The sequence below is a fragment of the Streptomyces mangrovi genome (genome assembly GCF_900114215.1).
Taxonomy (GTDB): domain Bacteria; phylum Actinomycetota; class Actinomycetes; order Streptomycetales; family Streptomycetaceae; genus Streptomyces; species Streptomyces barkulensis.
In genome coordinates, this window is record NZ_FOSG01000001.1 from 52,090 (window position 1) to 78,408 (window position 26,319).

Annotated in this window: 23 protein-coding genes and 1 tRNA gene; 9 read left to right on the forward strand and 15 right to left on the reverse strand. The window is 73.1% G+C overall.

All coding sequences use genetic code 11. From position 1 onward, the window contains the following. Nucleotides 1–5: 5 nt before the first annotated feature. The gene (gene hutU / locus BM237_RS00220; RefSeq protein WP_093846489.1) at nt 6–1,730 is read right to left on the reverse strand and encodes a urocanate hydratase; all 1,725 of its coding nucleotides are present in this window, start codon (nt 1,728–1,730) and stop codon (nt 6–8) included. A 111-nt stretch (nt 1,731–1,841) separates the two neighbouring features. Between hutU and BM237_RS00225 the strand changes: the two genes are divergently transcribed. Beyond that, entirely contained in the window at nt 1,842–3,350 is a 1,509-nt protein-coding gene (locus BM237_RS00225) for a type III PLP-dependent enzyme domain-containing protein (RefSeq protein WP_093847298.1), read from the forward strand. On the opposite strand, the gene BM237_RS00230 is transcribed toward BM237_RS00225, so the two are convergent. The 3 genes from BM237_RS00230 to BM237_RS00240 form a co-directional block, all read right to left on the reverse strand. Beyond that, nucleotides 3,331–3,957 carry a hypothetical protein gene (locus tag BM237_RS00230; protein WP_093846491.1) on the reverse strand — a complete coding sequence of 209 codons (627 nt, stop codon included), beginning with the start codon at nt 3,955–3,957 and terminating at the stop codon, nt 3,331–3,333. The genes BM237_RS00225 and BM237_RS00230 overlap by 20 nt on opposite strands. 211 nt (nt 3,958–4,168) lie before the next feature. Then, nucleotides 4,169–4,996 (reverse strand): MurR/RpiR family transcriptional regulator, encoded by an 828-nt coding sequence (locus tag BM237_RS00235; RefSeq protein ID WP_093847300.1) that lies wholly within the window; start codon nt 4,994–4,996, stop codon nt 4,169–4,171. Nucleotides 4,997–5,489: 493 nt separating this feature from the next. Further along, nucleotides 5,490–6,899 carry a cystathionine beta-synthase gene (locus tag BM237_RS00240; protein WP_093846493.1) on the reverse strand — a complete coding sequence of 470 codons (1,410 nt, stop codon included), beginning with the start codon at nt 6,897–6,899 and terminating at the stop codon, nt 5,490–5,492. 215 nt (nt 6,900–7,114) lie between these two features. Here BM237_RS00240 and BM237_RS00245 point away from each other — a divergent pair, with 215 nt between their 5' ends. The 3 genes from BM237_RS00245 (at nt 7,115) to BM237_RS00255 (ending at nt 10,964) form a co-directional block, all read left to right on the forward strand. Further along, nucleotides 7,115–8,215 carry an SGNH/GDSL hydrolase family protein gene (locus tag BM237_RS00245; protein WP_245793326.1) on the forward strand — a complete coding sequence of 367 codons (1,101 nt, stop codon included), beginning with the start codon at nt 7,115–7,117 and terminating at the stop codon, nt 8,213–8,215. A 210-nt stretch (nt 8,216–8,425) separates the two neighbouring features. Further along, nucleotides 8,426–9,646 (forward strand): acetyl-CoA C-acetyltransferase, encoded by a 1,221-nt coding sequence (locus tag BM237_RS00250; RefSeq protein ID WP_093846495.1) that lies wholly within the window; start codon nt 8,426–8,428, stop codon nt 9,644–9,646. A gap of 313 nt (nt 9,647–9,959) precedes the next feature. Further along, nucleotides 9,960–10,964 (forward strand): hypothetical protein, encoded by a 1,005-nt coding sequence (locus tag BM237_RS00255; protein ID WP_093846497.1) that lies wholly within the window; start codon nt 9,960–9,962, stop codon nt 10,962–10,964. Here BM237_RS00255 and BM237_RS00260 read toward each other — a convergent pair. From BM237_RS00260 to BM237_RS00280, 5 genes are all read right to left on the reverse strand, one after another. Continuing rightward, nucleotides 10,948–11,304: a hypothetical protein gene (locus BM237_RS00260; RefSeq protein WP_093846499.1), complete on the reverse strand. Its 357-nt coding sequence runs from the start codon at nt 11,302–11,304 to the stop codon at nt 10,948–10,950. The two genes, BM237_RS00255 and BM237_RS00260, sit on opposite strands and share 17 nt — an antisense overlap. Nucleotides 11,305–11,499: 195 nt before the next feature. After that, nucleotides 11,500–12,369, reverse strand: a complete 870-nt coding sequence (locus tag BM237_RS00265; RefSeq protein ID WP_093846501.1) for a Bax inhibitor-1/YccA family protein — start codon at nt 12,367–12,369, stop codon at nt 11,500–11,502. A 180-nt stretch (nt 12,370–12,549) separates the two neighbouring features. Then, nucleotides 12,550–12,999 (reverse strand): hypothetical protein, encoded by a 450-nt coding sequence (locus tag BM237_RS00270; RefSeq protein ID WP_093846503.1) that lies wholly within the window; start codon nt 12,997–12,999, stop codon nt 12,550–12,552. A 249-nt stretch (nt 13,000–13,248) separates the two neighbouring features. Beyond that, nucleotides 13,249–13,518, reverse strand: a complete 270-nt coding sequence (locus tag BM237_RS00275) for a hypothetical protein (protein ID WP_093846505.1) — start codon at nt 13,516–13,518, stop codon at nt 13,249–13,251. An 8-nt stretch (nt 13,519–13,526) separates the two neighbouring features. Next, nucleotides 13,527–14,645, reverse strand: coding sequence for an adenosylhomocysteinase (locus BM237_RS00280; RefSeq protein WP_093846507.1), 1,119 nt, complete (start codon nt 14,643–14,645; stop codon nt 13,527–13,529). 16 nt (nt 14,646–14,661) lie between these two features. On the opposite strand from BM237_RS00280, the gene BM237_RS28890 reads away from it, so the two are divergent. After that, nucleotides 14,662–15,066, forward strand: a complete 405-nt coding sequence (locus BM237_RS28890; protein WP_139238039.1) for an NsdA family TPR-like regulatory protein — start codon at nt 14,662–14,664, stop codon at nt 15,064–15,066. A gap of 201 nt (nt 15,067–15,267) precedes the next feature. Here the strand turns inward: BM237_RS28890 and BM237_RS00290 are convergent. Beyond that, nucleotides 15,268–15,349 (reverse strand) — tRNA-Leu (locus BM237_RS00290). Nucleotides 15,350–15,724: 375 nt separating this feature from the next. Here BM237_RS00290 and BM237_RS00295 point away from each other — a divergent pair. Beyond that, the gene (locus BM237_RS00295) at nt 15,725–16,516 is read left to right on the forward strand and encodes an ABC transporter ATP-binding protein (protein ID WP_093846511.1); all 792 of its coding nucleotides are present in this window, start codon (nt 15,725–15,727) and stop codon (nt 16,514–16,516) included. A 75-nt stretch (nt 16,517–16,591) separates the two neighbouring features. Next, complete coding sequence (locus BM237_RS00300; protein WP_093846512.1) at nt 16,592–19,126, forward strand: ABC transporter permease; 2,535 nt, start codon at nt 16,592–16,594, stop codon at nt 19,124–19,126. A 440-nt stretch (nt 19,127–19,566) separates the two neighbouring features. Here the strand turns inward: BM237_RS00300 and BM237_RS00305 are convergent, their stop codons facing one another. Continuing rightward, nucleotides 19,567–20,952: an NAD(P)/FAD-dependent oxidoreductase gene (locus tag BM237_RS00305; RefSeq protein WP_093846514.1), complete on the reverse strand. Its 1,386-nt coding sequence runs from the start codon at nt 20,950–20,952 to the stop codon at nt 19,567–19,569. A 983-nt stretch (nt 20,953–21,935) separates the two neighbouring features. Here BM237_RS00305 and BM237_RS00310 point away from each other — a divergent pair. Next, nucleotides 21,936–22,208, forward strand: coding sequence for a type II toxin-antitoxin system Phd/YefM family antitoxin (locus tag BM237_RS00310; RefSeq protein ID WP_093847304.1), 273 nt, complete (start codon nt 21,936–21,938; stop codon nt 22,206–22,208). Beyond that, the gene (locus BM237_RS00315; RefSeq protein ID WP_093846516.1) at nt 22,205–22,483 is read left to right on the forward strand and encodes a type II toxin-antitoxin system RelE family toxin; all 279 of its coding nucleotides are present in this window, start codon (nt 22,205–22,207) and stop codon (nt 22,481–22,483) included. The genes BM237_RS00310 and BM237_RS00315 overlap by 4 nt, the downstream gene beginning before the upstream one ends. An 87-nt stretch (nt 22,484–22,570) precedes the next feature. Here the strand turns inward: BM237_RS00315 and BM237_RS00320 are convergent, their stop codons facing one another. The 4 genes from BM237_RS00320 to eno form a co-directional block, all read right to left on the reverse strand. Continuing rightward, nucleotides 22,571–23,560 carry a Ppx/GppA phosphatase family protein gene (locus BM237_RS00320; protein WP_093846518.1) on the reverse strand — a complete coding sequence of 330 codons (990 nt, stop codon included), beginning with the start codon at nt 23,558–23,560 and terminating at the stop codon, nt 22,571–22,573. Continuing rightward, nucleotides 23,557–24,150: a DUF501 domain-containing protein gene (locus tag BM237_RS00325; protein ID WP_093846520.1), complete on the reverse strand. Its 594-nt coding sequence runs from the start codon at nt 24,148–24,150 to the stop codon at nt 23,557–23,559. Before BM237_RS00325 ends, BM237_RS00320 begins: the two co-directional genes overlap by 4 nt. A 94-nt stretch (nt 24,151–24,244) precedes the next feature. Further along, on the reverse strand, nt 24,245–24,763 hold the full coding sequence (locus BM237_RS00330; protein ID WP_245793327.1) for an FtsB family cell division protein: 519 nt from the start codon (nt 24,761–24,763) through the stop codon (nt 24,245–24,247). A gap of 224 nt (nt 24,764–24,987) precedes the next feature. Further along, complete coding sequence (gene eno, locus BM237_RS00335) at nt 24,988–26,277, reverse strand: phosphopyruvate hydratase (protein WP_093846522.1); 1,290 nt, start codon at nt 26,275–26,277, stop codon at nt 24,988–24,990. Nucleotides 26,278–26,319: the final 42 nt, after the last annotated feature.

Consider the following 26,319-nt stretch of genomic DNA (forward strand, 5'->3'; position numbering starts at 1 on the left):
CGGCCTCACGATGCGCTCCCGGATCCTTCGCCGTCCGCGCCGTCCGCGCCGTCCGCGCCGTCCTCGCGCATCGGGACGCGCACCCCGCGCTCGGCGGCGACCTCCTCGGCGCGCTCGTACCCGGCGTCCACATGGCGGATGACGCCCGTGCCCGGGTCGTTGGTGAGCACCCGCCGGATCTTCTCCCCGGCCAGCGGCGTGCCGTCGGCGACGGTGACCTGCCCGGCGTGGATCGAGCGGCCCATCCCGACGCCGCCGCCGTGGTGGACCGAGACCCAGGAGGCCCCGGAGGCCACGTTGACCATGGCGTTGAGCAGCGGCCAGTCGGCGATGGCGTCGGAGCCGTCGAGCATGGCCTCGGTCTCACGGTACGGCGAGGCCACCGATCCGCAGTCCAGGTGGTCGCGGCCGATGGCCAGCGGTGCGGAGATCTCGCCGGAGGCCACCATGTCGTTGAAGCGCTCCCCGGCCCGGTCGCGCTCCCCGTAGCCGAGCCAGCAGATGCGGGCGGGCAGGCCCTGGAAGTGCACCCGCTCCCCGGCCATCCGGATCCAGCGGGCCAGGGACTCGTTCTCGGGGAAGAGGTCGAGTACGGCACGGTCGGTGGCGGCGATGTCCTTCGGGTCGCCCGAGAGCGCGGCCCAGCGGAAGGGCCCCTTGCCCTCGCAGAACAGCGGCCGGATGTAGGCGGGCACGAAGCCGGGGAAGGCGAACGCCCGCTCGTAGCCGGCCAGTTTCGCCTCGCCGCGGATGGAGTTGCCGTAGTCGAAGACCTCGGCGCCGGCGTCCTGGAAGCCGACCATCGCCTCCACGTGGCGGGCCATCGACTCCCGCGCCCGCGCGGTGAAGTCGGCGGGCTTCTCGGCGGCGTAGGAGGCCATGTCCGCGAAGTCGACGCCCAGCGGCAGGTAGGCCAGCGGATCGTGGGCGGAGGTCTGGTCGGTGACGATGTCGACCGGCGCGCCCATGGCCAGCAGGCGCGGCACGGCTTCGGCGGCGTTGCCCAGGACTCCGATCGACAGCGGGCGCCGGGCGTCGCGGGCCTCGCCGGCCAGCCGCAGGGCGTGGTCGAGGGAGTCGGCGCGCACGTCGAGGTAGCGGTGTTCGATGCGGCGCTCGATGGCGCGCGGGTCGCAGTCGACGCAGATGACCACGCCGCCGTTCATGGTGACCGCCAGCGGCTGGGCGCCGCCCATGCCGCCGAGTCCGGCGGTGAGGGTGATCGTCCCGGCCAGCGAGCCGCCGAAGCGCTTGGCGGCGACGGCGGCGAAGGTCTCGTAGGTGCCCTGGAGGATGCCCTGGGTGCCGATGTAGATCCACGAGCCGGCCGTCATCTGGCCGTACATGGTCAGCCCGAGCGCCTCCAGGCGGCGGAACTCCTCCCAGTTGGCCCAGTCGCCCACCAGGTTGGAGTTGGCGATCAGCACGCGCGGCGCCCATTCGTGGGTGGTCAGCACGCCGACCGGGCGGCCGGACTGGACGAGCATCGTCTCGTCCGGTCCCAGGGTGGTGAGGGTGCGGACCATGGCGTCGAAGGAGCGCCAGTCGCGGGCGGCCTTGCCGGTACCGCCGTAGACGACGAGCTTCTCGGGGTGCTCGGCGACCTCGGGGTCGAGGTTGTTCCGCAGCATCCGCAGGGCGGCCTCCTGCTGCCAGCCCCGGGCGGTCAGCCCGGAGCCGCGCGGGGCCCGTACGGTTCGCGGCCCTGAGGGCCCTGAGAGGTCTGCCATGGTCCCCTGCCTCCAGGTGTGAATTGGTTACTACATCAACTCTATTCACTGAATAGAACTAGTCAACGGGTGGTGTCGTCCGCCTGCTCCGACCGTGTTTGTCTTGTGTCCATGGCTTACACGCACCACGCCGCCGCCCAGCCGGAGTCCCCCGCGGCCCCGGAGTCCCCCGACGCCTGCGGGAGCCCGCGGGCCGCCGCGGCCGTCGCCCGCCGCGACGCCGCCGTACGGGCCGCCGTCGCCCGCGGGCTGCTCTCCGACGAGCACCCGGTCGCGGCCCTGCTGGACGTGGCGTCCGTACGGGAGACGGCCGCGGCCCTGCACGCGGCCTTCGACGAGGTGACGGCCCCCGGCCAGCCCGTGCTGCACTCCTTCGCGGTGAAGGCGTCCTCCCTGGTCCCCGTGCTGCGGCTGCTCGCCGACCACGGGCTGGGCTGCGAGGTCGCCAGCCCCGGCGAGCTGGCCCTGGCCCGGGCCGCCGGGGTCGGACCGGAGAGCATCGTCCTGGACTCGCCCGCCAAGACCGCCGGCGAGCTGCGCGAGGCCCTGGAGCTGGGCATCGCGCTCAACGCGGACAACCGCCAGGAGCTGGAGCGCCTGGACGCCCTGATGGCCCCCGGCGCCCTGCCCTCCCTCTCCGGGGGCCGGTCCGCCTCGCCTGTCGGCCTGCGCGTCAACCCGCAGCTCGGCGGCGGCAGCATCGGCGCGATGAGCACCGCGACGGCCACCTCGAAGTTCGGGTTCGCCCTCCAGGACGAGGGGGCGCGCGAGTTCGTCGTACGCGCCTGCGTGGAGCGCCCCTGGATCACCCGGCTGCACTGCCACGTCGGCTCCCAGGGCATGCCGCTGGAGAAGATGGCCGCGGGCGTGGCCGCCACCTACGAACTGGCCGAGGAGATCAACCGGGCCGCCGGGGAACGGCGGATCGACACCCTCGACATCGGCGGCGGCCTCCCGGTCAACTTCGACTCCGAGGAGGTCTCCCCCACTTTCGCCGAGTACGCCCGGCTGCTGCGCGACACCGTCCCCGGCCTGTTCGACGGGCGCTACGGGCTGGTCACCGAGTTCGGACGGTCGGTGCTGGCCAAGTGCGGGCTGGTGCTGGCCCGGGTGGAGTACGCCAAGAGCTCCGGGGGCCGTCCGATAGCGGTCACCCACGCGGGCGCCCAGGTCGCCGTGCGGACGGTCTTCGCGCCCGAGGCGTGGCCGCTGCGGGTCGCCGCCTACGACGGGCTGGGCCGGCCCAAGCAGGGCGCGCCCGTGGTGCAGGACATCGCCGGGCCCTGCTGCTTCGCCGGCGACCTCGTGGCGCGCGGCCGGGAACTGCCGGAGCTGGCCTCCGGCGATCTGGTGGCGCTGCTGGACACGGGGGCGTACTACTTCTCCACCCCGTTCGACTACAACAGCCTGCCCAGGCCGGGTGTGTACGGCTTCACCACCGGGGACACCGCGAGCGCCGCGGCGGACGGGGCGGGCGGCGAAGACGGTGACGGCGGCAGCGACGACATCGACATCGACGGCGTGCGCTTCGCGACCGTACGCCCGCCCCAGACCCTCGACGACCTCGTCGCCGCGTCCGGCGGCGCTCAGCGCGACGCGCTCACCGCGCCGCGGCCGTGACCCGCGCCCGGGGGCGGCGCTCCCGGGCCGCGCCCGGCACCGGGGTCCGGCGGCGGGCGCCGCCCGGCGCGGCGTCCCCGGCCAGCGGGCCGGTGGTCATCCAGCCGCGTACGCTCCCGCGGGACGGGCTGCGCCCGTCCGCCCACTCCGGGCGCACCCACAGCAGCTTCTCGTTGCGCCGCTCCCAGCGGCCCAGCCACACCGCCTTGGCCCACAGCCCCGCGCCGGCCCCGGCCAGCAGCAGGCCGCCGGCGGCCGGGGCGGCCAGGGACGATGCCACGGCGGCCAGGAAGGCGGCGACCAGCCACCAGCGGCGCCCGCGCAGCCAGGCGCGCACGGTCACCGCCCGGTCGTGGAGCACCACCCACTTGCCCGCCGCGGTCGACGCCTCGATCAGCCCGGTGCAGCGGCGGCGGCGTGCCAGAAAGGCCGCGGCGGCCGCCACGACAAAGAGCGCGGCCCCGCCCAGGATCCCGACGCGCCGCCCGGTCAGCCCCGGTACGGCCAGGCCGACGCCCGCGGCCGCAAGGCCGGTCCACCACAGCGCGGTGCCCGCAGTCCGCGTGTACACCGCGACCCTCGCCAGCGCGTACGCTCCCCGTCCCACGGCAGCCCTCCTCATTCCTTCGGTGACGTTCTCCGTTCGGCTGTGTGCCGCCACCGCGTCACCGCGTGACGGCTCGTCCGGTGCGAAAGCGTACTGAGGGATGATGAGATTCGCCTGAGAGAACGGCGGATCCCGCCCGGCTTCCGGCGAAATCCCCCGGACCCCGGCCGGGATCGGTTGTCCGGGATCGTCCGGGATCATCCGGAATCGGTCATTCGGCGAACAGGCCCCGCTGGGCGGCGCGCGTGTCGAACTCCTCCAGCCGGGCCTGCGCGTCGGGCAGTTCGTCGCACATCGCCTCCAGCAGCACCCGTCCCAGCATCATGGGCGAGCAGGCGGTGTCGAAGGACAGCGCGGTCCCGACGGCGGCGGGCAGCAGCAGGTCGCCGGGGCGGGCGACGGGCGCGAAGACGCTGTCGGCGACGGTGACGATCCGCAGCCCGGCCTCCCGGGCGTGCTCCAGCGCCGCCACCGTCTCGCGCGGATGGCGGGGCAGCGCGAAGCACAGCAGCGCGCTCGCCCCGGCCCGTACCGCGGCGTCGAGGCGGTCGTCCAGCATCGAGCCGCCCTCGTCCAGCAGCCGTACGTCCGGGTGCACCTTGGCGGCGAAGTACGCGAAGCCGCGGGCCTGCGCGGCGGCGGCCCGCAGCCCCAGGACGGGCAGCGGCCGGGAGGCGGCCAGCAGCCGCCCGGCCTCGGCGACGGGGGCCGGGTCGGCCAGCAGGGCCGCGAGCTGCCGCAGATGCTCGATCTCGGCGTGCACGGCCTGCTGGTACGCGTTGCCCGCCGCGCCGCCGTCCTCCCCGGCCCCGGGAGCACCGCCCGCCGAGGGCGCCGGCAGGGACTCGCGCAGATGCCTGCGCAGCGCCGGGTAGCCGTCGAAGCCCAGTGCCACGGCGAAGCGGGTCACCGACGGCTGGCTGACACCGGCCAGCTCCGCCAGTTCCACGCTGGACAGGAACGGGGCGTCGTCCGCGCGCCGCACCATGCAGTGGGCGATCCGCCGCTGGGTGGGGGTCAGCCGGTGCCCCTCGAACATCCTCAGCAGCCGCGCGCCCGCACCACTCACCGTGCCCACCTGCCCCTCTGCCCCCTCTTCAGGGCCCTCCTGCTCCGCATAAGCCTATTCAGTATCGGCCCCGCCCCCGCTCTCCCGGGGGCGGGAGCGCGGGCGCGCGGGGTCCGGGCGCGACGGGACGGTGGGGGCTGGGGGCCGCGGGACGGAACGGGTTCGGCCCACGAGGACAGGAAGGGCAGGAAGGCGGGAACACCGCACCCCGCCGTGCGAGGGGCCGTGCCGGGGGCTCGCGCGGGGTTCCGCGCGGGGACCGCCGCACCCCGGTGCGTACACCGGGGACGGGACGACGGCGGTCCCCGCGAGGACGCGCGGCCGGGCCTGGCCCGCGTCCCGGGCGCCGGAAGGAGTCCGGGAGCCGCTCCGGAAGTCCTCCGCGCCGTTGGACACCACCGTGCCCGACGGGTGTTAACCGCGTTTTTCCGGCCCGTGACGGCCCGGTACCCACTGCGCCTGCCTACTGTGCCCCGCCGCCTCCGGTCCCGGCGCCCCGGGCGAGGAAGGCCAGCAGGTCCTGGCGGCTGACCACTCCGGTCGGTTTGCCCTCCACCAGCACGATCGCCGCGTCGGCCCCCTCCAGCACCGCCATCAGGTCGGCGACCGGCTCGCCCGAGCCGACCTGCGGCAGCGGCGCGCTCATATGGGCCTCCAGCGGGTCCTCCAGCTTGGCGCGCCCGGCGAACAGCGCGTCCAGCAGGTCGCGTTCGACGATCGAGCCGACGACCTCGGCCGCCATCACGTCCGGGTGCCCGGCGCCGGGCTTGACCACGGGCATCTGCGAGACGCCGTACTCGCGCAGCACCTCGACGGCCTCCCCGACCGTCTCCTCGGGGTGCATGTGGACCAGCGAGGGCAGCCCGCCGTCCTTGCGGCGCAGCACGTCGCCGACGCGGGCCTGGGTGGGTTCGCCCTCCTCCAGGAAGCCGTAGTCCGCCATCCACTCGTCGTTGAAGATCTTCGAGAGGTAGCCGCGCCCGCCGTCCGGCAGCAGGACGACGACCGTGTCGTCCTCCCCGAGGCCCTCGGCCACGCGCAGCGCCGCGACCACGGCCATGCCGCAGGACCCGCCGACCAGCAGGCCCTCCTCGCGGGCCAGCCGCCGCGTCATCCGGAAGGAGTCCTTGTCGGAGACGGCGACGATCTCGTCCGTCACCTCGCGGTCGTAGGCACTGGGCCAGAAGTCCTCGCCGACGCCCTCCACCAGGTAGGGGCGCCCCGAGCCGCCGGAGTACACCGAGCCCTCCGGGTCGGCGCCGACGATCCGCACCTTTCCGCCGGAGACCTCCTTGAGGTAGCGGCCGGTGCCGCTGATGGTGCCGCCGGTGCCGATGCCGGCCACGAAGTGGGTGATCCCGCCGTCCGTCTGCTCCCACAGCTCGGGGCCGGTGGTCTCGTAGTGGGAGCGCGGGTTGTTCGGATTGCTGTACTGGTCCGGCTTCCAGGCGCCCGGCGTCTCGCGCACCAGCCGGTCGGAGACGTTGTAGTAGGAGTCGGGGTGCCCGGGGTCGACCGCGGTGGGGCAGACCACGACCTCGGCGCCGTATGCGCGCAGTGTGTTGATCTTGTCCGTGGACACCTTGTCCGGGCAGACGAAGACGCAGCGGTAGCCCTTCTGCTGGGCCACGATCGCCAGCCCCACCCCGGTGTTGCCGGAGGTGGGCTCGACGATGACGCCGCCCGGTTTCAGCTCGCCGGAGCGTTCGGCCGCCTCGATCATCCGGACCGCGATCCGGTCCTTCACCGAACCGCCCGGGTTGAAGTACTCGACCTTGGCCAGAACGGTGGCACGGATCCCCGCCGCCACGTTGTTCAGCTTGACCAGCGGGGTGTTGCCGACAAGCTCGATCATCGAATCGTGATACTGCACCTGGTTCTCCGCATTCGGGGGCAGTCACCGTCGCCTGCCCGTACAGCCAGCCTAGGGGGACGCCGGAGCGGTGTTGACGCGCGTTGCGCAGCACCCTGTACTGGGCATGACACTCGTAGTGACGTGCGGGTGCCGCACACCCCGTGTGCCGGGCGCACGGGGCGCGCGTACGGGGTGCGAGAAGGCTGCGGGGGCGCGGCGGAACGGAGGGCCCGATGGCGAGGGCTGTGCCCGGACCGGTGTCCGGGGCGAGAGTGGCGCGCAGGATCGCGACCGCCGCGGCGTACGGCGGCGGAGGAGCCGGACTGCTCGGCGGGGCGGCCGTCGGCCTGCTGATGGCCGAGGTACGGCTGGCGCGGCGCCGGGTGGGCGGCTCGGACGACGTGCCGCCGCCGGCGGACGGGGTGTACGGCACGGCCGTCGCCTCCGCCGGGCCGGGCGCGCAGGCCACACCACTGCGGCTGGCGGTGCTCGGCGACTCCACCGCCGCCGGGCAGGGCGTCCACCGGCCGAGGCAGACCCCCGGCGCGCTGCTGGCCGCGGGACTGGCCGCGGTGGCGGAGCGGCCGGTGCGGCTGCGCAACGTGGCGGTGTCGGGGGCGTGCTCGGACGACCTGGACCGCCAGGTGTCCCGGCTGCTGGAGAACGGTGGCGTCGACGGCGACGGCGCTCCCGACGTGTGCGTCGTCATGATCGGCGCGAACGACGTCACCCACCGTGTACCGCCCGCCGTGTCGGTGCGGCTGCTGCGGGACGCGGTGGCGCGGCTGCGGGCGGCCGGGTGCGAGGTCGTGGTGGGCACCTGCCCGGATCTGGGCACGGTCGAGCCGGTCGCCCAGCCGCTGCGCTGGCTGGCTCGCCGGATGAGCCGCCGGCTCGCGGCGGCCCAGACGGTCGCGGTGGTGGAGCTGGGCGGCCGGACGGTCTCGTTGGGCGACCTGCTCGGCCCGGAGTTCGAGGCGAACCCGCGGGAGCTGTTCGGCCCCGACAACTACCACCCCTCGGCGGAGGGCTACGCGACCGCCGCCATGGCCTTCCTGCCCACCCTCTGCGCCGCGCTGGGCCTGTGGCCGGAGGAGCCGGAGGAGGACGAGCGCCCCGGCGGCCCCGGCGACTCCTGTGCCGCACGCCGCGAGGAGGCCCTCCCCGTCGAGGCCGCCGCGGCGGCCGCGGCGGACGAGGGCGGTACGGAGGTCTCGGGGGCGCGCGGCCCTCTGGCGCTGCTGAGGCGCCGCCGCCGCAGGCGGCTGCCGGTGGCCGGGGTGATCGCGGTGGCCGAACGGCCCGGGGCGCCCGAGCCGGCGGGCGCCGGGTGACCGTACGCCCGGGATGCCCGGAACGGTCCGGGAGGCCTGGAACGGTCCGGAGCGGTCCGGAGCGGTCCGGAGCGGTCCGGCGAACGGGTAGAACTGAGCAAGCGCTTAGAAAAGAGGCCCGGATCACACGTGGCGAGTCGTGACCGGCGTCTTACGGAACGGTAGTTTCCAAGCATCCACAGCCCTCCGCCCTCGTTCCCTGGAGCCGTGATGCCCGAAGCCGTGATCGTCTCAGCAGCCCGTTCGCCGATCGGACGCGCCTTCAAGGGCTCGCTCAAAGACGTCCGCCCGGACGACCTGACCGCCGGCATCGTCAAGACCGCGCTGGACAAGGTGCCGCAGCTGGACCCGACCGAGATCGACGACCTGATGCTGGGCTGCGGCCTGCCCGGCGGCGAGCAGGGCCACAACCTCGGCCGGGTCGTCGCCGTCCAGATGGGGATGGACCACCTGCCGGGTTGCACCATCACCCGCTACTGCTCGTCCTCGCTGCAGACCACCCGCATGGCCCTGCACGCCATCAAGGCCGGCGAGGGCGACGTGTTCGTCTCGGCCGGTGTCGAGACGGTCTCCCGCTCGGTCAACGGCACCTCCGACGGCATGCCCGGCACCCACAACCCGGTCTTCGCCGACGCCGAGGCGCGCACCGCCGCCCGCGCCGAGTCCGGAGGCGAGGGATGGCACGACCCGCGTGAGGACGGCGGCCTGCCGGACGTCTACATCGCCATGGGCCAGACCGCCGAGAACCTCGCCCGGCTCAAGGGCGTCACCCGGCAGGACATGGACGAGTTCGGCGTACGGTCGCAGAACCTCGCCGAGAAGGCCATCGCCTCCGGCTTCTGGGAGCGCGAGATCACCCCGGTCACCCTGCCCGACGGCACGGTCGTCTCCAAGGACGACGGCCCGCGCGCGGGCGTGACCCTGGAGGGCGTGCAGGGCCTCAAGCCCGTCTTCCGCCCCGACGGCCTGGTCACCGCGGGCAACTGCTGCCCGCTCAACGACGGCGCCGCCGCGCTGGTGATCATGTCCGACACCAAGGCGCGCGAGCTGGGCATCACCCCGCTGGCCCGGATCGTCTCCACCGGCGTCTCCGGCCTGTCCCCCGAGATCATGGGCCTGGGCCCGGTCGAGGCGTCGAAGCGGGCACTGAAGCTGGCCGGCATGACCATCGACGACATCGACCTGGTGGAGATCAACGAGGCGTTCGCCGCCCAGGTGATCCCCTCCTACCGGGACCTGGGCATCGACGTGGACAGGCTCAACGTCAACGGCGGCGCCATCGCCGTCGGCCACCCCTTCGGCATGACCGGCGCCCGCATCACCACCACGCTGATCAACTCCCTCCAGTGGCACGACAAGCAGTTCGGCCTGGAGACGATGTGCGTCGGCGGCGGCCAGGGCATGGCCATGGTCATCGAGCGCCTGAGCTGAACCGGCCCCGAACGCCCGCCGCGCCGGCCCGGCGCCCCCGCCTCCGGCGTGGCCCGCGTCACACCGGCCCGGCGCGCGATGTGACCTGACTCACCGTCGGCGCGCCGTCGATGCACCGGTGAGACCGAAGAGCCCCCAGGATGTGACCTATGTCCTGGGGGCTCGCCGTCTTCCCTGCTCACAGGGGTCCCGTTGGTCCGCACGGAGGTCCGCGAACGTCCTTTTGGCGGTGCCCGGCACACCGCTCGACAGGAGATTCCCCTCCGGCTGCGATAGGAATTCAGGGGTCGGAGTTCCAACCGGGAGTACGTCAGTGAGCGCCATATCCCTCATCCTGCTGCTGGCCGCCGCCGTCGCCGCGGCTCTGGGCGGCGCCGCCCTGCACACCGCCCTGGGCCTGCGCCGCCGGCTCGCCGAGCTGCGGGTGCGGCTCGCCGCGGCCGAGGCGCGCGCGGCCCTGGCGCACACCTTCGTTCCCCCGGCCCGCACCTCCCCGGCCGCCGAGGAGATCCGGTCCGCCGTCGCCGACGCCCTCGCGGAGGAGCGCGAGCGCGAGCTGGCCGAGGCCCGCGCCTTCTGGGCCGCCCAGGAGGCCCGCGAGGACCGCGCCGAGAGCCTCCTGCCGGAGGTGCGCGGCACGGAGTGCGAGGGCGCCGGCCCCGACCCCGCGCTGCTCGACGCACTGCTGGAGCACGCCCTGGGCGGCGGTACGCACGAGGGCGAGGCGTTCATACCGCGCCAGACGGACCGGGACGGCGACGGCTGCGGACCGGGCGTCCGGCGGCCCGCCGCACCCGGCTCCGAGGACCCCGGGGAGTCCGGGCGATCCGGGGCGCCCGGGAACACGGCCGGGAACGACTCCGCGGAGCTGGCCGCGGCACGCCGCCGCCACCCCTCCCAGCCCGACTACGACCTGAACGGCGAGCCCGTCGTCCCCGGCCCCGCGGTCGGCCCCGAGGACCTGGAGGGATTCGGGGACTGTGACGACACCGAGGAGTCCGGCGGTGCCGCCGACACCGCCGACCACGAGTCCACCCGCCTGCGGCTGGCCGATCTGGCGGAGCACCGCACGCCGCTGGTCGACGTACGGCCCGGCCCACTGGGCACGCTGGACATCTACGTCTTCGCCGACGGCACCACCGTCTGCATGACGCCCGGCCACCGCGAGACCGCCGAGCGGCTCGCCGCCGCGGTGCGCGAGGGAGCCGAGCCGGTGCTGCTGGGCGGCTCGGGCGTCCTCGGCGCGTACGCCCTCACCTTCGCGTGCGGCGAGGAGAGCGTCTACGTCCTGGCCGACCGGGTCATCGCCTCGCTCTGAGCGCCGCTTCGAGCGCCGCGGACTCGGCGGCCTCCACCAGCGCCACGGCCCCGGCCAGCTCCCGGGGCCCGGCGCCGGTCCGCTCACCGGCCGTCCGCAGCGCCTCCGCCAAGTCGTGCCCGGCCACCGCCAGTTGATCCCCGACGGCGAAGAGGCCCGCGTCGGGCAGGGGGCGCGGGGGGCGGCCGGGGAACTCCAGGCGCTGGGCGCGGTCGGCCAACTCCCCGGCCAGTCCGAGCCCCTCGGCCGCCGCGCCCCGGGCCAGGGAGCTCTGCGGCATGGCACGCAGCCGGTCCGCGAAGCGGTCCACGGCGGTCAGCAGGGGGGTCACGTCGAGCACGGCGCAACCCTATGCGCCCCGCGCCCACCGCCGCCAACGGGCCGCCGACGGGCGGAACGCACGGTGGCACGCGGGAGGCGCAAAGGGGGCGTGCGGAACGCGCGGAGGGGCCCCGGGGCGCTGTGCCCCGGGGCCCCTCACAGGTCTCGTCCGGTCCGGCAGGGAGGCCGGGAAGCCGGGGTCCGGGCAGCCGGATCAGTCGCTGCTCTGCAGGATGGCGATCAGCCGCAGGAACTCCAGGTAGATCCAGACCAGGGTCAGGGTCAGACCGAAGGCGGCCAGCCAGGACTCCTCGCGGGGGGCGCCGTAGGCGATGCCGTCCTCGACCTGCTTGAAGTCCAGGGCCAGGAAGGCGGCACCGAGCACGATGCCGATGACGCCGAACAGGATGCCCAGGCCACCGCTGCGGAAGCCGAGGCCGTCACCGCCGCCGAAGACGGCGAACAGCAGGTTGATGCCCATCAGCAGGACGAAGCCGATGGCCGCGGCCATCACGAAGCGGTAGAAGCGCCGCGTGACGCGGATGATGCGGGCCTTGTACATGAACAGCACCGCGGCGAAGACCGCCATGGTGCCCAGCACCGCCTGCATCGCCGCACCCTCGGCGATGTAGCTGTCGACGTAGTTGCTGATGGCTCCGAGGAACAGGCCCTCGAAGGCGGCGTAGGCCAGGATCAGCGGAGGCGACGCCTTGCGCTTGAAGGACTGCACCAGGCCCAGGACCAGCGCGATCAGCATCGCGCCCAGGGCCAGACCGAGCGACAGGTCCGTGATCCACGCCACAGCCGCCATGGCGACGACCAGGCCGACCGTCATCGACGTACGGGCGACGACGTCGTCCATCGTCATCCGGCCGGCCTGCGGCGGAGCGGCGGCGGGCGGGAAGCCCGGCTGTCCAGCCGTCTGGGGCTGCTGGGCGTAGGGGTTGGTGGGCTGGGCGCCGGTCGCGTACGGGTTGGCGGCGTACGGGTTCCCGGCCTGCGGCTGCTGCGTGGCGTTGAAACCGGCGTAGCCGTTGTCTCGGCTGAATCCCCGTCGCGAGAAGACCGGGTTACTGCTCCTCATCTCACTCCTCCATGGCCGCACCGCGCGGCCCTTCCTCAAGAGTAATGCTTTAGCAAAGACCGCACGGTAGTGCACTGGCATGAACGACGGAAGGAGTCGTGATTGTTCCGGTACCCGGCGTCGTGCCGGTGATACCCCGCCAGAGGGCCGCCACGCACCCGTTCGGGCCCGTTCGGACGGTCAGGACGGCGGGAGGGGGCAGGGGGTGTGCGGGTGGTGGCGGTTCGGGCAGCAGACGACGGAGAACGACGCCATCGACCCGGACGCGGTCCAGTACCCCCACGTGACGTCGACGCCCCGCGGCAGCGCGTCCCGCGCGTACGCGGTCTTCGTCTCCACGCCCACGTACGACCGCCCGCCGTCGTCCCGCGCCTTCGGCGGGTTGTCCGCGTGGTTCTTCTCCAGCCATGTGACGGCCGCCTCCACCTCCGTCCACGTCCGGCCGCGAGCGGCCTGCGCGCGGCGCAGCAGCCAGTGGCCGGTCATCGTCGGCGGCACCGCCGACGCGAGGAATGCCTGCGTCCGCGGGTCGCCGGGCGTGCTCCCGGGTCGCCGCGGCCCCTCCTTGGCGTACTCCGTACCGCTGCCGACCCACGGGCCGAACCCGTGCCAGTGCCCCGTCCAGACCACCTGTCACTCCCTTCCGGCGAGGAGGGCGGGCCGCCCGGGGGTGCGCCGGCGAGCCCGTCCGCGCCCGGGACGGCGGCCGGTCCGGCGTGCGCCCGGTGCCCGCCGCCGGGGCTGCCGCCGCAGAATCTCGCGAACCGCGCCCCGCGCGCCGGAAGGCGTACGGGGCCGGCGGAGGAATCACCCCTTCGTGTCTTCGCGGAGGGGCCGCCCCTCCGCTGACGCGCGGGCGGAGGGGGCGGCGCCCGTGCGTCAGCGGGGCGCCGGCAGCTCGGCGGGACCGACCGGCTCCACCTCGTGCGGGGACACCACCTGCCTGGTGGCCGCCGTCCGCCGCGCATCGGGCGACCCGTACGGAATCAACCCCGGCTCCTCGACCGCCGGTTCGAGTGCGACCGGGTGATGGAGGACCCCGGCCCGGCCCAGGAGGTCCACCAGGCCGGCGAGCCGGGTCTTGTCCTCCGGGTACTGGTCGAGGTAGGCGCCCAGCGTGGCGCGGACGTGCTCGGCTGTGATGGTCATGAGGTTCCTTACCTGTTGAAGTAGTTGAGCCAGGTCGCCGCGATGGTGGCGCGGTCTTCCCTGCGGACGTCGTGCATGCCCGGCTCGAGGTCGCGGCGGGCCAGCATCCGGACTCCTGCGAGGATTTCGGCCTGGACGAGGAAGATGAACGGCCCCACGCTCGCGCCGTGGATGAAGTTGACGGCGTTGCCGTCGTTGAGCAGGTAGAAGTAGTGGCCGGTCGTCTGATAGCGGGTGACGTGATCACCGACCGGCGTACGGCTGTACACCTCCGGAAGAGCGGCCAGGTCAAGCTCATCCTCGGACGATGTGACAGTAGCGACGTAGGCGCCGTTACGGAGGGAAGAGAAGTCCTCCCCGCGGAGGGACACGGCCCCGGTCGCGCAGAGCACGAGGCCCGCCTCACGGAGCGCCGCGTCCCGGTCCCGGGCGACGCTGAACCCCTGACTGAGTGCCTGCGCCTGCCGTACCGGGTCGATGTCACACACCGTGACCTTGACGCCCTTGGCGTGGAGGAGCCGCGCGATGGAACTCCCGAGCTTGCCGAACCCCACCAGGGCGCCGCGCCCGTGGAGAATGTCCCCGCGCCCCCGCATCAGCGCCTCGGCGGAGAACACCACGGACTGACCGACGAGGAAGTCCTCCGGATCTTTCAGTGGTGACCGCGCCACCGACACCACCGGACACGGCACCTTGTCCAGCTCGGCGTACCGCTTGTGCCCGTTCTCCGTGTCCTCCACCACGCCCAGAACACGGCCGGAGAACCGGGCGCACAGTTCCTCCAGTGACGGGGCGAAGTAGCCGCCGACATCCAGGAGGACGAGATCCTGACCGGCCGCCCGGGACTCCACGTACTCCAGCGCCGTGTCCGGGTCGGTGAACATCTCCCGCGTCAGCGGGTCACAGCTCACGACCTTTTCCACCTCCCGGCGCGCGACCGGGTCAATGCTCTTGGGTTTCGGTAGCACCGCCTTGAGGTCTGAGACCGTGCTGACCGCCCGCACGAACGCGGGCCGCTCCGGCAGGAGGTGCGTGATCAGGAATGAGGCCACGGGCCCGGCTGACTCCACGGCCGCGGTGATGCGGCCGAAGAATGCGTCCAGTCGGGCCCTCTCGAAGGTTTCCATCCGGGGTCTCCCCTCTGTGGGCTGTGCCGGTAGGCAACGGCGTAGTGGATGGCCCGGCACACCAGAGCGCGGGGCGTGTACCGGCCACACCGCCAAGACGTTCCACACCCTCGGCGACCACGCCAACGCCGAACGGCACTACGCCACATCCGCCCGTTCCCGCATCGACGCGAAACACCAGCGCATCACCGCCCTGACCCTCGCCGCACAGGGCAGCGAACAAGCCGCGCAGGGGCACGTGGAGGCGGCCTGCGACACCTGGGGCCGCTCCCTGGACCTTCTCGGCGGGGTGCGGTCCGCCCGTGCCGTCGACGCGGTCGGCGGTATCCGCCGCCGGCTCGGCGTCTTCCATCGACGCGGCGTCACCGCCGCCGCCGACCTCGATGAGCGAGCCCGGTCCTGGCAACTCGCCCATACCTGATTCCCCCGAGCCACGACGAAGGTGCCTCGCTCACGAGACTCGAGCGAGGTTCCCTCACACTTCATCAGGCTCGCCGCCACTGCCACCGGCAACGCGAAGTTCGCTGCCCGCCGGTCGGCGGCTTCGGCAGCGGATCGTCCCCGGGCCGGGCGGCGGGCGGCGTCGGTGATGCCCCCGCCGGGGGCCGCGCAAGGGCCGGTGTGCCCGGAGCCGGATTCGAACCGGCACGGCCTGTAGGCCAACGAGGTTTAAGCTCGTCGTGTCTGCATTCCACCATCCGGGCACCGGCTCATGGACCGCACGACTGACTACGGCCCTCCCCTGGACGCTCAACGAGCCTATCCGCGGAGCTCGTTCGGACAACGGGCTTCCGACCCCAGGTTGTCTGATTTTATTGGCAACTGATGCAGCATCAGCGGCGCGCGCCCCTCTTCAAGGAGGATCACGCGCCCCCGCGCCGCCGCCAGGAATGACGGAAAGTCGCTGTCCAGCCACAGGAAGGCATCAGGGTGTCCTCTCCTCCTCAGGGATGACACGGGCCTCCCCGGTCCCCCCGCAGGCTCCCTCCGAGACCGGTTCGGGGGTGGACGCCGGTGGCCGGTTTCGCACGGACGATGGAGGAGTCCCCGTCAAGCCGCTGTGACAGGAGTCCCTTCCCGTGACCACCAGCACCCCGTCCGACGCCCTCTCCGCGCCCTCCGCCGCCGCCGGCGCCGCGGCCGCCCGTGCCGTGGACCTGACCAAGGTCTACGGCCAGGGCGAGACGAAGGTGGTGGCCCTGGACTCCGTCACCGTGGAATTCCGGCGGGGGGCGTTCACCGCGATCATGGGCCCGTCGGGCTCGGGCAAGTCGACGCTGATGCACTGCATGGCCGGCCTGGACTCGTTCTCCTCCGGATCGGCCTGGATCGGGGAGACCGAGCTGTCCTCCCTGAAGGAGAAGAAGCTGACCCGGCTGCGCCGGGACAAGATCGGCTTCATCTTCCAGGCGTTCAACCTGCTGCCCACCCTGACGGCGCTGGAGAACATCACGCTGCCGATGGACATCGCCGGCCGCAAGCCGGACCGGGAGTGGCTGGACCGCGTGGTGGAGACGGTCGGCCTGTCGGGCCGCCTGAAGCACCGGCCCAACCAGCTCTCCGGCGGCCAGCAGCAGCGCGTGGCCGTCGCCCGCGCCCTGGCCGCCCGGCCGGAGATCATCTTCGGTGACGAGCCGACCGGCAACCTCGACTCGCGCTCCGGCGCCGAGGTGCTGGGCTTCCTGCGCAACTCGGTGCGGGAACTGGGCCGGACCGTGGTCATGGTGACCCACGACCCGGTGGCCGCCTCGTACGCGGACCGGGTCGTCTTCCTCGCCGACGGCCGGATCGTCGACGACATGGCCGACCCCACCGCCGAGAGCGTGCTGGACCGCATGAAGGCGTTCGACGCCCGGGGCCGCACCAGCTGACCGGCCGGACCCCGGCCCCGACACCCCGACCCGCCGCGCCGCGCCGCCACACCTATCCCAGGATCACGAGACCCCATGTTCCGTACCGCCCTGCGCAACGTGCTCGCGCACAAGGCCAGACTGCTGATGACCACGCTCGCCGTCATGCTCGGCGTGGCGTTCGTCGCCGGCACCCTGGTCTTCACCGCCACCCTCTCCGAGGCCTTCGCGAGGAGCTCCGCCAAGGGCTTCGAGGCCGTCGACGTGGTCGTCCGCCCCGACTTCTCCAGCGACGAGGCCGACCCCGGCGGCCCCTCGGACCTCCCCCGCGAACTGCTGGAGCGGACGCGGGAACTGCCGGGCGTCGAGCACGCCACCGGAGCCGTCTCCGGCTTCGCCGCCCTCGCCGGCAAGGACGGCGAACTGGTCGGCGAGGGCTGGTCCACCCAGGGCGGCAACTACGACACCGGCCCGGACGGATCGGGCGAGGACCCGCGCTACGACCTGCGCGAGGGCCGCGCCCCGCAGCGCGCCGGCGAGATCGCGCTGGACTCCGCGACCGCCGGGCGCACCGGCTACGGGGTCGGCGACACCGTGCGGCTGTCCGTCAACGGCCCGGTTCGCGAGGAGAAGATCACCGGCGTCTTCGACACCGACGACGGCAACGTCGCCGCCGGCGGCACCCTGGTGCTGTTCGACACCGCCACCGCCCAGGAGCTGTTCTCGCAGCCCGGCCGGTACAGCGAGATCGTCCTGACGGCCTCCGGCGGCGTGGGCCAGGGGGAGTTGAGGAAGAGCGTCGAGAAGATCCTGCCCGAGCAGGCCGAGGCGGTCACCGGGCAGACGCTCGCCGACGACCAGGCGAGGATGATCGAGGCGGAGATGGAGGGCATGCGCACCGGGCTGCTGGTGTTCGCCGGGATCTCGCTCTTCGTCGGCGTCTTCATCATCGCCAACACCTTCACCATGCTGATCGCCCAGCGCACGAAGGAGCTGGCACTGCTGCGCGCGGTCGGCGCGAGCCGCCGCCAGGTGACCCGCTCGGTGCTGGTGGAGGCCGTGGTCGTCGGCGCGGTCGCCGCGGGGATCGGCCTGCTGGCGGGCATCGGGATCGGCGCCGGGCTGCGCTCGCTGATGGGCTCCCTCGGCCTCACCGTGCCGGACGGCCCGCTGATGGTCACTCCGGCCGCGATCATCGCCTCGCTGGTCGTCGGCATCGCGGTCACCGTGGCCGCGGCCTGGCTGCCCGCCCGCCGCGCCGCGAAGGTGCCGCCGGTCGCCGCGATGAACAGCGTGCACGCACCTGCCACCGTCCGCGGTCTGGTCGTGCGCAACACCATCGGCGCGGTCCTGGCCGGCGCCGGGGCCGTGCTGGTACTGGCCGCCACCGGCATGGACGACGGCAAGGTCCCGATGGGCGCGGGCGCCGGGCTGCTGGTGATCGGCGTGTTCGTGCTGACGCCTCTGCTGTCGCGCCCGGTGATCGCGCTGACCTCGCCCGCGATGCGCACGGCCGGCGTGTCGGGCAAGCTGGCGCGGCTCAACGCCGTGCGCAACCCGCGCCGCACCGCCACCACCGCCGCGGCGCTGATGATCGGCCTCACGCTGATCACCGGTCTGACCGTGATAGCGAGCAGCGTCCAGAAGGGCGTCGACAAGATGGCCACGGAGGCGCTCAAGGCCGACTACGTGGTCTCGATGGCCAACTACAGGCCGCTGTCGCCGGAGATCGAGCGGACGCTGGCCGGGCAGGACGAGGTCACGGCCCTCAGCCCGATGCGCAACTCCCTCTCCCGCATCGGCGACGAGTACGAGTTCCTCACCGGCGTCGACGGCGAGGGCTTCGGCGAGCTGGTCGATCTCGACTTCACCGAGGGCTCGTTCGCGGGCCTGGGCGGCGAGAGCGTCATCGTGGACGCCGGCACCGCGAAGGAGCACGGCTGGAAGACCGGCTCGACCTTCGAGGTGGTCTACGAGGACGGCGAGCGCGGCGAGCTGACCGTCGGGGGCGTGTACCGGGACAACGAGATGATGACCGGCATCATGCTCGACACCGCCGCCCTGGACCCGCATCTGGAGAAGGTCACCAGCATGCAGGTGCTGGTGGCCACCGAGGGCGGCGCGAGCGAGTCGGCGAAGTCCGCCCTGAAGGACTCCCTGGGCGACAACCCGGCCGTTCTCGTCCAGGACGAGGAGGACGTCTCGGAGTCCGTCGCCCAGATGATCACGCTGATGCTGAACATGCTCTACGGGCTGCTGGCCATGGCCGTGGTCGTCGCGGTGCTGGGGGTGGTCAACACCCTGGCCATGTCGGTCTTCGAGCGGTCGCAGGAGATCGGGATGCTGCGGGCGATCGGCCTGGACCGGCGCGGCACCAAGCGGATGGTCCGGCTGGAGTCGCTGGTGATCTCGCTGTTCGGCGGGGTGCTCGGCATCGGTCTGGGCGTCTTCTTCGGCTGGGCGGCCGGGGAGCTGATCTCGGCGTCGCTGCCCACCTACGAACTGGTGCTGCCCTGGGAGCGGATGGGCGTCTTCCTGGCGCTGGCCGCGCTGGTGGGTGTGCTGGCCGCGCTGTGGCCGGCACGGCGGGCGGCGCGGATGGACATGCTGGAGGCCATCAAGACCGAGTGACGGGCGCGCCGCGTACGGCACGGGGCCCCGGGTCCGGACCGCTCGGCGGTCCGGACCCTTCCGCCTGCGCGGGCTCTCGCGCGTTGCGCGTGCGGGCCCGGTCCGTGAGCGCCGCGGCCCCGCGTGAGCCGGGGTCCGGTACCGGGCGCGGCGGCTTCGCCGGGTGCCGGTGGCCGGGTCGCCGGGTGCCGAGGCGCCCCGGTGGCCGGTGGGGCGTGCGCCGTCCGGGAGCCGGCGCGTACGAGTACCGCCGTGCGCCGGTGCGTACGTACGGGCGGTGAGTGTTCCGGCGTACCGGGACCGTGCCCCGCGCGGGCCCGCCGGGGCCGCCGGGCCGGGAACGCCGAGGGGCGCCCGCCCCTCCCCGCGCGGGGAGGGGCGGGCGCCCCTGCGGTGTGTGCCGTGTGCGTGCGCCGGTGTCCGGTCGGGAGACCGTGCGGTCAGGAGGCCTTGGCCTTGGGCCGGGACTCCTCCCGCACGGCGGCCGAGACCGGGGCGGCGGCCTCGTAGAACTCCTCGCGCGGGTTCTCCACGGCACCGAGGGAGACGACCTCGCGCTTGAGGAACATCGCGAGCGTCCAGTCCGCGAAGACCCGGATCTTGCGGTTCCAGGTCGGTACCGCCAGGCCGTGGTAGCCGCGGTGCATGTACCAGGCCAGACGGCCCCTGAGCTTGAGCTTGACCCGCTTGCCCAGAGCGATCATCGCGACGCCCTTGTGGAGGCCGAGGCCGGCCACCGCACCCTTGTTGGCGTGGCGGTACTCGCTCTGCGGGAAGCCCCGCAGGGCCGACATCACGTTGTCGCCGAGCACCTTGGCCTGGCGCAGCGCGTGCTGGGCGTTCGGCGGGCACCAGGCGTTCTCGTTACCGGCCTCGCGGCCGACGAGGTCCGGGACCTGGGCGTTGTCGCCCGCGGCCCAGATGTAGTCGGTGCCCTTGACCTGGAGCGTCGCCTCGGTGTCCACGTGGCCGCGCGGGCCCAGCGGCAGGCCGTAGCGGGCCAGCGCCGGGTTCGGCTTGACGCCGGCGGTCCACACGATGGTGTCGGAGTCCACCTCGAGGCCGTTCTTGAGCACCACGTGGCCGTCGACGCAGGACTCCATGGACGTGGACAGGTAGACCTCCACGCCGCGCTTCTGGAGGTGCTCCAGACCCCACTTGCCGAGTTCGGGACCGACCTCGGGGAGGATCTTGTCCGCGGCGTCGACGAGGACGAAGCGCATGTCCTCGCGGCGGACGTTGTTGTAGTACTTGGCCGCGTCGCGCGCCATGTCCTCGACCTCGCCGATGGTCTCGGCTCCGGCGAAGCCGCCGCCGACGAAGACGAAGGTCAGCGCCCGGCGCCGGACGGCCTCGTCGTTCGTGGAGTCGGCCTTGTCGAGCTGCTCCAGGACGTGGTTGCGCAGGCCGATGGCCTCCTCCACGCCCTTCATGCCGATGCCGTTCTCGGCCAGGCCGGGGATCGGGAAGGTGCGGGAGACCGCGCCGAGCGCGACGACCAGGTAGTCGAAGGGCAGCTCGTAGGACTCGCCGACCAGCGGCGAGACCACGGCGACCTTGCGGTCCTGGTCGATGGTGGTGACGCGGCCGGTGAGGACCTCCGCCTTGGGGAGCACGCGCCGCAGCGGGACGACGACGTGGCGCGGGGAGATGGACCCGGCGGCTGCCTCCGGCAGGAAGGGCTGGTACGTCATGTACGAGCGCGGGTCGACGACGGTGACGGTCGCCTCGCCGTACCGCATCTTCTTCAGGATGCGGCGCGCTGCGTACAGACCGACGTACCCGCCACCCACTACGAGGATTCGCGGACGCTCCGTGGTGCTCATGCCTTCGAGTATCCCCTGCCGTTCGGGGGACCCCTCGTGAGGGCCTTCACAAGCATCTCACCCTCTTCTGTTACACTCCGCCGACCCGTGACCGGAACCACACCCTCGACCGGGAACCGGATCACCTCACAGCACGTTCAAAACCCGCCGTGAGCTGCGCAATCGCTCCCCGGGAGAGTCGGTCGGCACGGCCGCCGCGACAGAGGGGCCCGGCGCTCCGGCATCACCGGAACCACCCCTTCCGGGTCGCGGAGACCCCGAATCGCCACTACCGGCAGGTAACATCGCCCGTCGGCGCGCTTTTCCTTGTGAAGAACTTCACGAACTTTCCCGGCGGGGTCTTCCGTGACGCCCCGACCACGCCTTCGCGGGGGCGCCCGGGAGCGGCCGGTACCGCCGCCCGCGCGCCTCTGACATGGTGTTTCCACCGACAGGGGTGGGGACCTGATGCGCCGTCTCGCACCGCTGCCGATCCTGCTGGCCGCGGAGGTTCCGCGCGGGACGAGGGGCGGATATGCACACTCATCGGCACCGAGCCCGGAGTCCAGGTGTCCCGGGAGCCCGCAGGCCCCGCCGCGGACGCGGCCGAGGGCGGGGGCAGGGGCAGGGGCGGCACCACCGTCAGGCTGTGCGTACGGGACGACTGCACGGAGCGGGAGGCGACCGCGCGGGACCCCTTCGGGACGCTCTCCGTGCACCTGGACGACGACATCGGCCCGCGACCGCGCCGGCACGCTTCACCGTCACCGCCCCCGACGGGCACACCCTGCTGGACGACCGGACCGAGGTCACCCTGGAGCGGAGCACACCCAACGGCGGGGGGTGCCCGCCGGTGGTCTGGCAGGCGGCGCTCCGGGCCGTGCCGGGCGAGGGCCTGGTCCCGTACGGGTCGCTCTTGCACAGGACGTGAGCGCGCGGGCCGCGGATGCGGTGACCAGGACCGAATCACCTCAGGTGTACACACCGGCGTGTACACTTTCCTCATGACCGAGAATATCGTGACCGTACGGGAGGCCCGCGCTCACCTCGCGGACCACATCGACCGGGCCGAGCAGGGCACTCCGACGGTGATCACACGTAACGGCAGTCCGGTGGCAGCCGTGGTGCCGATCTCCGACTTCGAGGCACTGGAAGAGGCGGCCGACGTGATGCTGGCCCGGGAGGCGGAAGCAGTCCTGGCCGAGGGCGGCCCCACTGTGACGATGGCCGAACTGCTGGCGGACCTTTTCGCCGAGCACGGTGAAGACGCGGCGTGAAGTACGCGTTCCGATTCACTGCGGCGGCACAGCGACAACTCCGGGCCATCAGCCGACCCGATGCCATGCGGATCCTGACCGCGCTGACCGCGCTGACCGCGCTCGGCGACAATCCTTACCGCGAGGACGCCGATGTCAAGAAACTCACCGGCCCATCCGGGCTCTACCGACTCCGGGTCGGCAGCTACCGGATCGCCTATCAGGTCGAGGACGGTGAACTCGTCATTCTCGTTGTGAAGGTGGGAAACCGGCGCGACGTCCACCGGAATCTGTGACGGCCGGAGCCTTCGCGACCTTCATGGACTCGAAGGCCCCGGGCCGTCGGAGGCCCGGGGCCTCGGCACCGTGGACTGGGCGCCGGGTCAGCGCGCGGCGCGGGAGTGGGCGATGCCGTCCAGGATGTCGTGCTCGCTGACCACGACCTCCCGGGCTCCGGTGCGCTCCATGATCGTCTGGAGGACCAGGGCGCCCGCGCCGATCACGTCCACCCGGCCCGGGTGCATCACGGGGATGGCGGCGCGCTCGTCGTGGGTGGCGGCCAGCAGGCGTGCGGTAACCTCCGCGACCTTCTCCGCGCCGATGCGGGAGTGGTGGATGGCGGACGGGTCGTACTCCGGCAGCTCCAGCGCGACGGCGGCGACGGTGGTGACCGAGCCGGCCAGCCCCACCAGCGTCCGCGCCCCGGCCAGCGGGACGGTCTTCTCCACCAGGTCCAGCGCGGCCTCGGCGTCCGCCCTCATGGCGGCGATCTGCGCCTGTGAGGGAGGGTCGGTGATCGCGCCGTCGCGCAGCAGATGGCGCTCGGTCAGCCGGACGCACCCGACGTCCACGCTGCGGGCGGCCCGCACCCCCTCGCCGCCCACCACGAACTCCGTGGAGCCGCCGCCGATGTCCACCACCAGATACGGCCCCTCCGGGTGCTCCGCGCCCGCCAGCTCCCTGGTCGCGCCGGTGAAGGAGAGCTCGGCCTCCTGGTCGCCGGTGATCACCTCGGGCTCGACGCCCAGGATGTCCACGACGCCGCGCACGAAGTCGCCCCGGTTCTCGGCGTCGCGCGAGGCGGAGGTGGCGACGAAGCGGGTACGGCCGGGGGTGACGCCGTGTGCGCGGATCACCTCGGCGTACTCGCGGCAGGCGGCGAAGGTGCGCTCCAGCGCCTCGGGGGCCAGCCGTCCGGTGCGGTCCACGCCCTGGCCGAGGCGGACGATGGTCATCCGGCGGTCGAGGTCGGTCAGCTCGCCGGTGTCCGGGTCGATGTCGGCGACGAGCAGACGGATGGAGTTGGTGCCGCAGTCGATGGCGGCGACCCTGACCGTCGCGCCGCTCGCCGTACCGTTCGCCGTTCCGGTCACCGCGCGTCCTCCTCGCCGCTCCCGGCGTCCTCGCCGTTCCCGGCGTCCTCGCCGTTCCCGGCGTCCTCGCCGTTCCCTTCCGTGCTCACGCACGGCCCCTTGCGCCACCACTTCGGGAGCATGGCGACCGCCTCGTCGCCCAGCGGGTTGACGCCCGGGCCCGCGACCAGCGAGTGGGCGACCAGGACGTGCAGGCACTTGACGCGGTCGGGCATCCCGCCCGCGCTGGGGAAACCCTCCAGCACCTCGATGGCGTCGCGGCGCGCGATGTAGTCCTCGTGCGCCCGGCGGTACGCGGCGGCCAGCTCCGGATCGGTGCGCAGCCGCTCGGTCATCTCCTTCATCACGCCCTCGGCCTCCAGCGTGCCGATCGCGGAGGCCGCGCGCGGGCAGGTGAGGTAGTACGTGGTCGGGAAGGGCGTGCCGTCCTCCAGCCGCGGTGCGGTCTCCACCACGTCGGGCTGCCCGCAGGGACAGCGGTGCGCGATGGCGCGCAGACCGCGCGGCGGGCGGCCGAGCTGCTGCTGGAATGCCTCGACGTCGGCTTCGGTCGGCGCGGTGGGCTCGGTACGGGGCGGGGGCGTTTCCATGCGGCCAGGATGCCTCAGGGGTGTCGGGGCCGGGCGCGGGGGCCCGGCGGGGCGGTCGGGGGCCGGCGGAACGGAAGGAGCGCGTCCGGGTCGTTCAGGGGCGCTGTCCGGCGGTGCCGGAGGCGTCCGCCGTGTCCACGCCGTCCCACAGGTTCCGGTACCAGGCCTGTCCGGTGGGACCGGGCTCGGCGGTACGGCGGGAACGGGAGGCGCCCTCGCCGGTGCGGCCGGCCGTGTCGCGCGGAAGGACGTAGCCGGTCTCGCCGGGGCGCACGTAGAGCAGGTGCTCGCGGATCATCCGCTCGACGTAGGCCGGGTCCTTCCAGCGGGCCTTCAGATCGCGCTTCTCCTCGACCCGGCCGCGAAGCTCCTCGACCAGGCGCCGCTGCTCCTCGATCTCCGCGCGCTGCGAGACGTACTGCCGCATGGGGTAGGCCAGGGCGACGACGAGCGAGCACAGGACCATGACGAGCAGTGCGGCGCGGCCGGTCAGCCGGCTGCGCCGGGGGGCGCGCATCCGGCGGTTCTGGGCGCGGTAGACGCGCTCGGCCGCCTGTGCGCCCAGTGCCCTGAGCCTGGTCGCGGTGGAGAACCTGTCCCGTTCCGCGGCCACCCCGCCTCCCCTGCTGCCCTGTCGTCGCCGTGCCCTCGCGGTTGTGGTCGCCCATGCCGCCGCGTCCCCGCCACCGTACGGGACGGCGGCGGGGACGCGGTGACGGCGGGGCCGCTTCCGGCTGCCCCGCCCACTGCTCGGCCCGCTCCGCGGAGCGGGCACGCCTGCCGGTCCGCGGAGCGGCTGTGCTTACCGGTGCCTACCGGTCCGCGGAGCGACTGCGCTTATCGGTCCGCGGAGCGGAACCGCGGAAACGCCGAGCGCCCGGCGTACACCGCGGCGTCGTCGAGGATCTCCTCGATGCGCAGGAGCTGGTTGTACTTGGCGACGCGCTCGGAGCGGGCCGGGGCGCCGGTCTTGATCTGGCCGCAGTTGGTGGCGACGGCCAGATCGGCGATGGTGACGTCCTCGGTCTCCCCGGAGCGGTGGGACATCATGCACTTGAAGCCGTTGCGCTGGGCCAGCTCGACGGCGTCCAGCGTCTCGGTCAGGGAGCCGATCTGGTTGACCTTGACCAGCAGGGCGTTGGCGGCGCTCTCCTCGATGCCGCGGGCCAGGCGCTCGGGGTTGGTGACGAACAGGTCGTCACCGACGAGCTGGACCTTGTCGCCCAGGCGCTCGGTGATGGTCTTCCAGCCGTCCCAGTCGTCCTCGAACAGCGGGTCCTCGATGGAGACCAGCGGGTACGCCTCGACCAGCTCGGCGTAGTAGTCGGTCATCTGGGAGGCGGTGCGCTCCTGGCCCTCGAAGACGTACTTTCCGTCCTTGTGGAACTCGGAGGCGGCCACGTCCAGGGCGAGGGCGATGTCCTGGCCGGGGGTGTAGCCGGCCTGCTTGATCGCCTCCAGGATGAGGTCGAGCGCCTCGCGGTTGGAGCCGAGGTTCGGGGCGAAGCCGCCCTCGTCGCCCAGACCGGTGGACAGGCCGCGCTCCTTCAGCACCTTCTTGAGGGTGTGGTAGACCTCGGTGCCCCAGCGCAGGGCCTCGGAGAAGGACTCGGCGCCGATCGGCGCGATCATGAACTCCTGGATGTCCACGTTGGAGTCGGCGTGCGAGCCGCCGTTGAGGATGTTCATCATCGGCACCGGCAGCAGGTGCGCGTTCGGCCCGCCGAGGTAGCGGAACAGCGGCAGGTCGGACGCCTCGGAGGCGGCGTGGGCGACGGCCAGCGAGACGCCGAGGATGGCGTTGGCGCCGAGGGAGGACTTGTCCGGGGTGGCGTCCAGGTCGAACATCGCCTGGTCGATCAGGCGCTGCTCGGTGGCGTCGTAACCGACCAGCTCCGGGCCGATCTGCTCGATGACGGCGAGGACGGCCTTCTCGACGCCCTTGCCGCCGTAGCGGCTCTTGTCCCCGTCACGCAGTTCCAGGGCCTCGAAGGCGCCCGTGGAGGCGCCGGACGGAACGGCTGCACGGCCGGTGCTGCCGTCGTCGAGGCCGACCTCGACCTCGACCGTGGGGTTGCCTCGCGAGTCGAGGATCTCGCGGGCCACTACGACGTCGATGGACGGCACGAGGGTCTCCTTCGTGTGTGTCGGGCATGTGTGTCGGGTCTC

Bases quoted from the DNA above. Each gene is read 5' to 3' on its own strand.
- hutU (WP_093846489.1), bottom strand. From the start codon at position 1,730: ATGGCAGACCTCTCAGGGCCCTCAGGGCCGCGAACCGTACGGGCCCCG.
- BM237_RS00225 (WP_093847298.1), top strand. From the start codon at position 1,842: ATGGCTTACACGCACCACGCCGCCGCCCAGCCGGAGTCCCCCGCGGCC.
- BM237_RS00235 (WP_093847300.1), bottom strand. From the start codon at position 4,996: ATGTTCGAGGGGCACCGGCTGACCCCCACCCAGCGGCGGATCGCCCAC.
- BM237_RS00245 (WP_245793326.1), top strand. From the start codon at position 7,115: ATGGCGAGGGCTGTGCCCGGACCGGTGTCCGGGGCGAGAGTGGCGCGC.
- BM237_RS00250 (WP_093846495.1), top strand. From the start codon at position 8,426: ATGCCCGAAGCCGTGATCGTCTCAGCAGCCCGTTCGCCGATCGGACGC.
- BM237_RS00265 (WP_093846501.1), bottom strand. From the start codon at position 12,369: ATGAGGAGCAGTAACCCGGTCTTCTCGCGACGGGGATTCAGCCGAGAC.
- BM237_RS00275 (WP_093846505.1), bottom strand. From the start codon at position 13,518: ATGACCATCACAGCCGAGCACGTCCGCGCCACGCTGGGCGCCTACCTC.
- BM237_RS00280 (WP_093846507.1), bottom strand. From the start codon at position 14,645: ATGGAAACCTTCGAGAGGGCCCGACTGGACGCATTCTTCGGCCGCATC.
- BM237_RS00300 (WP_093846512.1), top strand. From the start codon at position 16,592: ATGTTCCGTACCGCCCTGCGCAACGTGCTCGCGCACAAGGCCAGACTG.
- BM237_RS00305 (WP_093846514.1), bottom strand. From the start codon at position 20,952: ATGAGCACCACGGAGCGTCCGCGAATCCTCGTAGTGGGTGGCGGGTAC.
- BM237_RS00310 (WP_093847304.1), top strand. From the start codon at position 21,936: ATGACCGAGAATATCGTGACCGTACGGGAGGCCCGCGCTCACCTCGCG.
- BM237_RS00325 (WP_093846520.1), bottom strand. From the start codon at position 24,150: ATGGAAACGCCCCCGCCCCGTACCGAGCCCACCGCGCCGACCGAAGCC.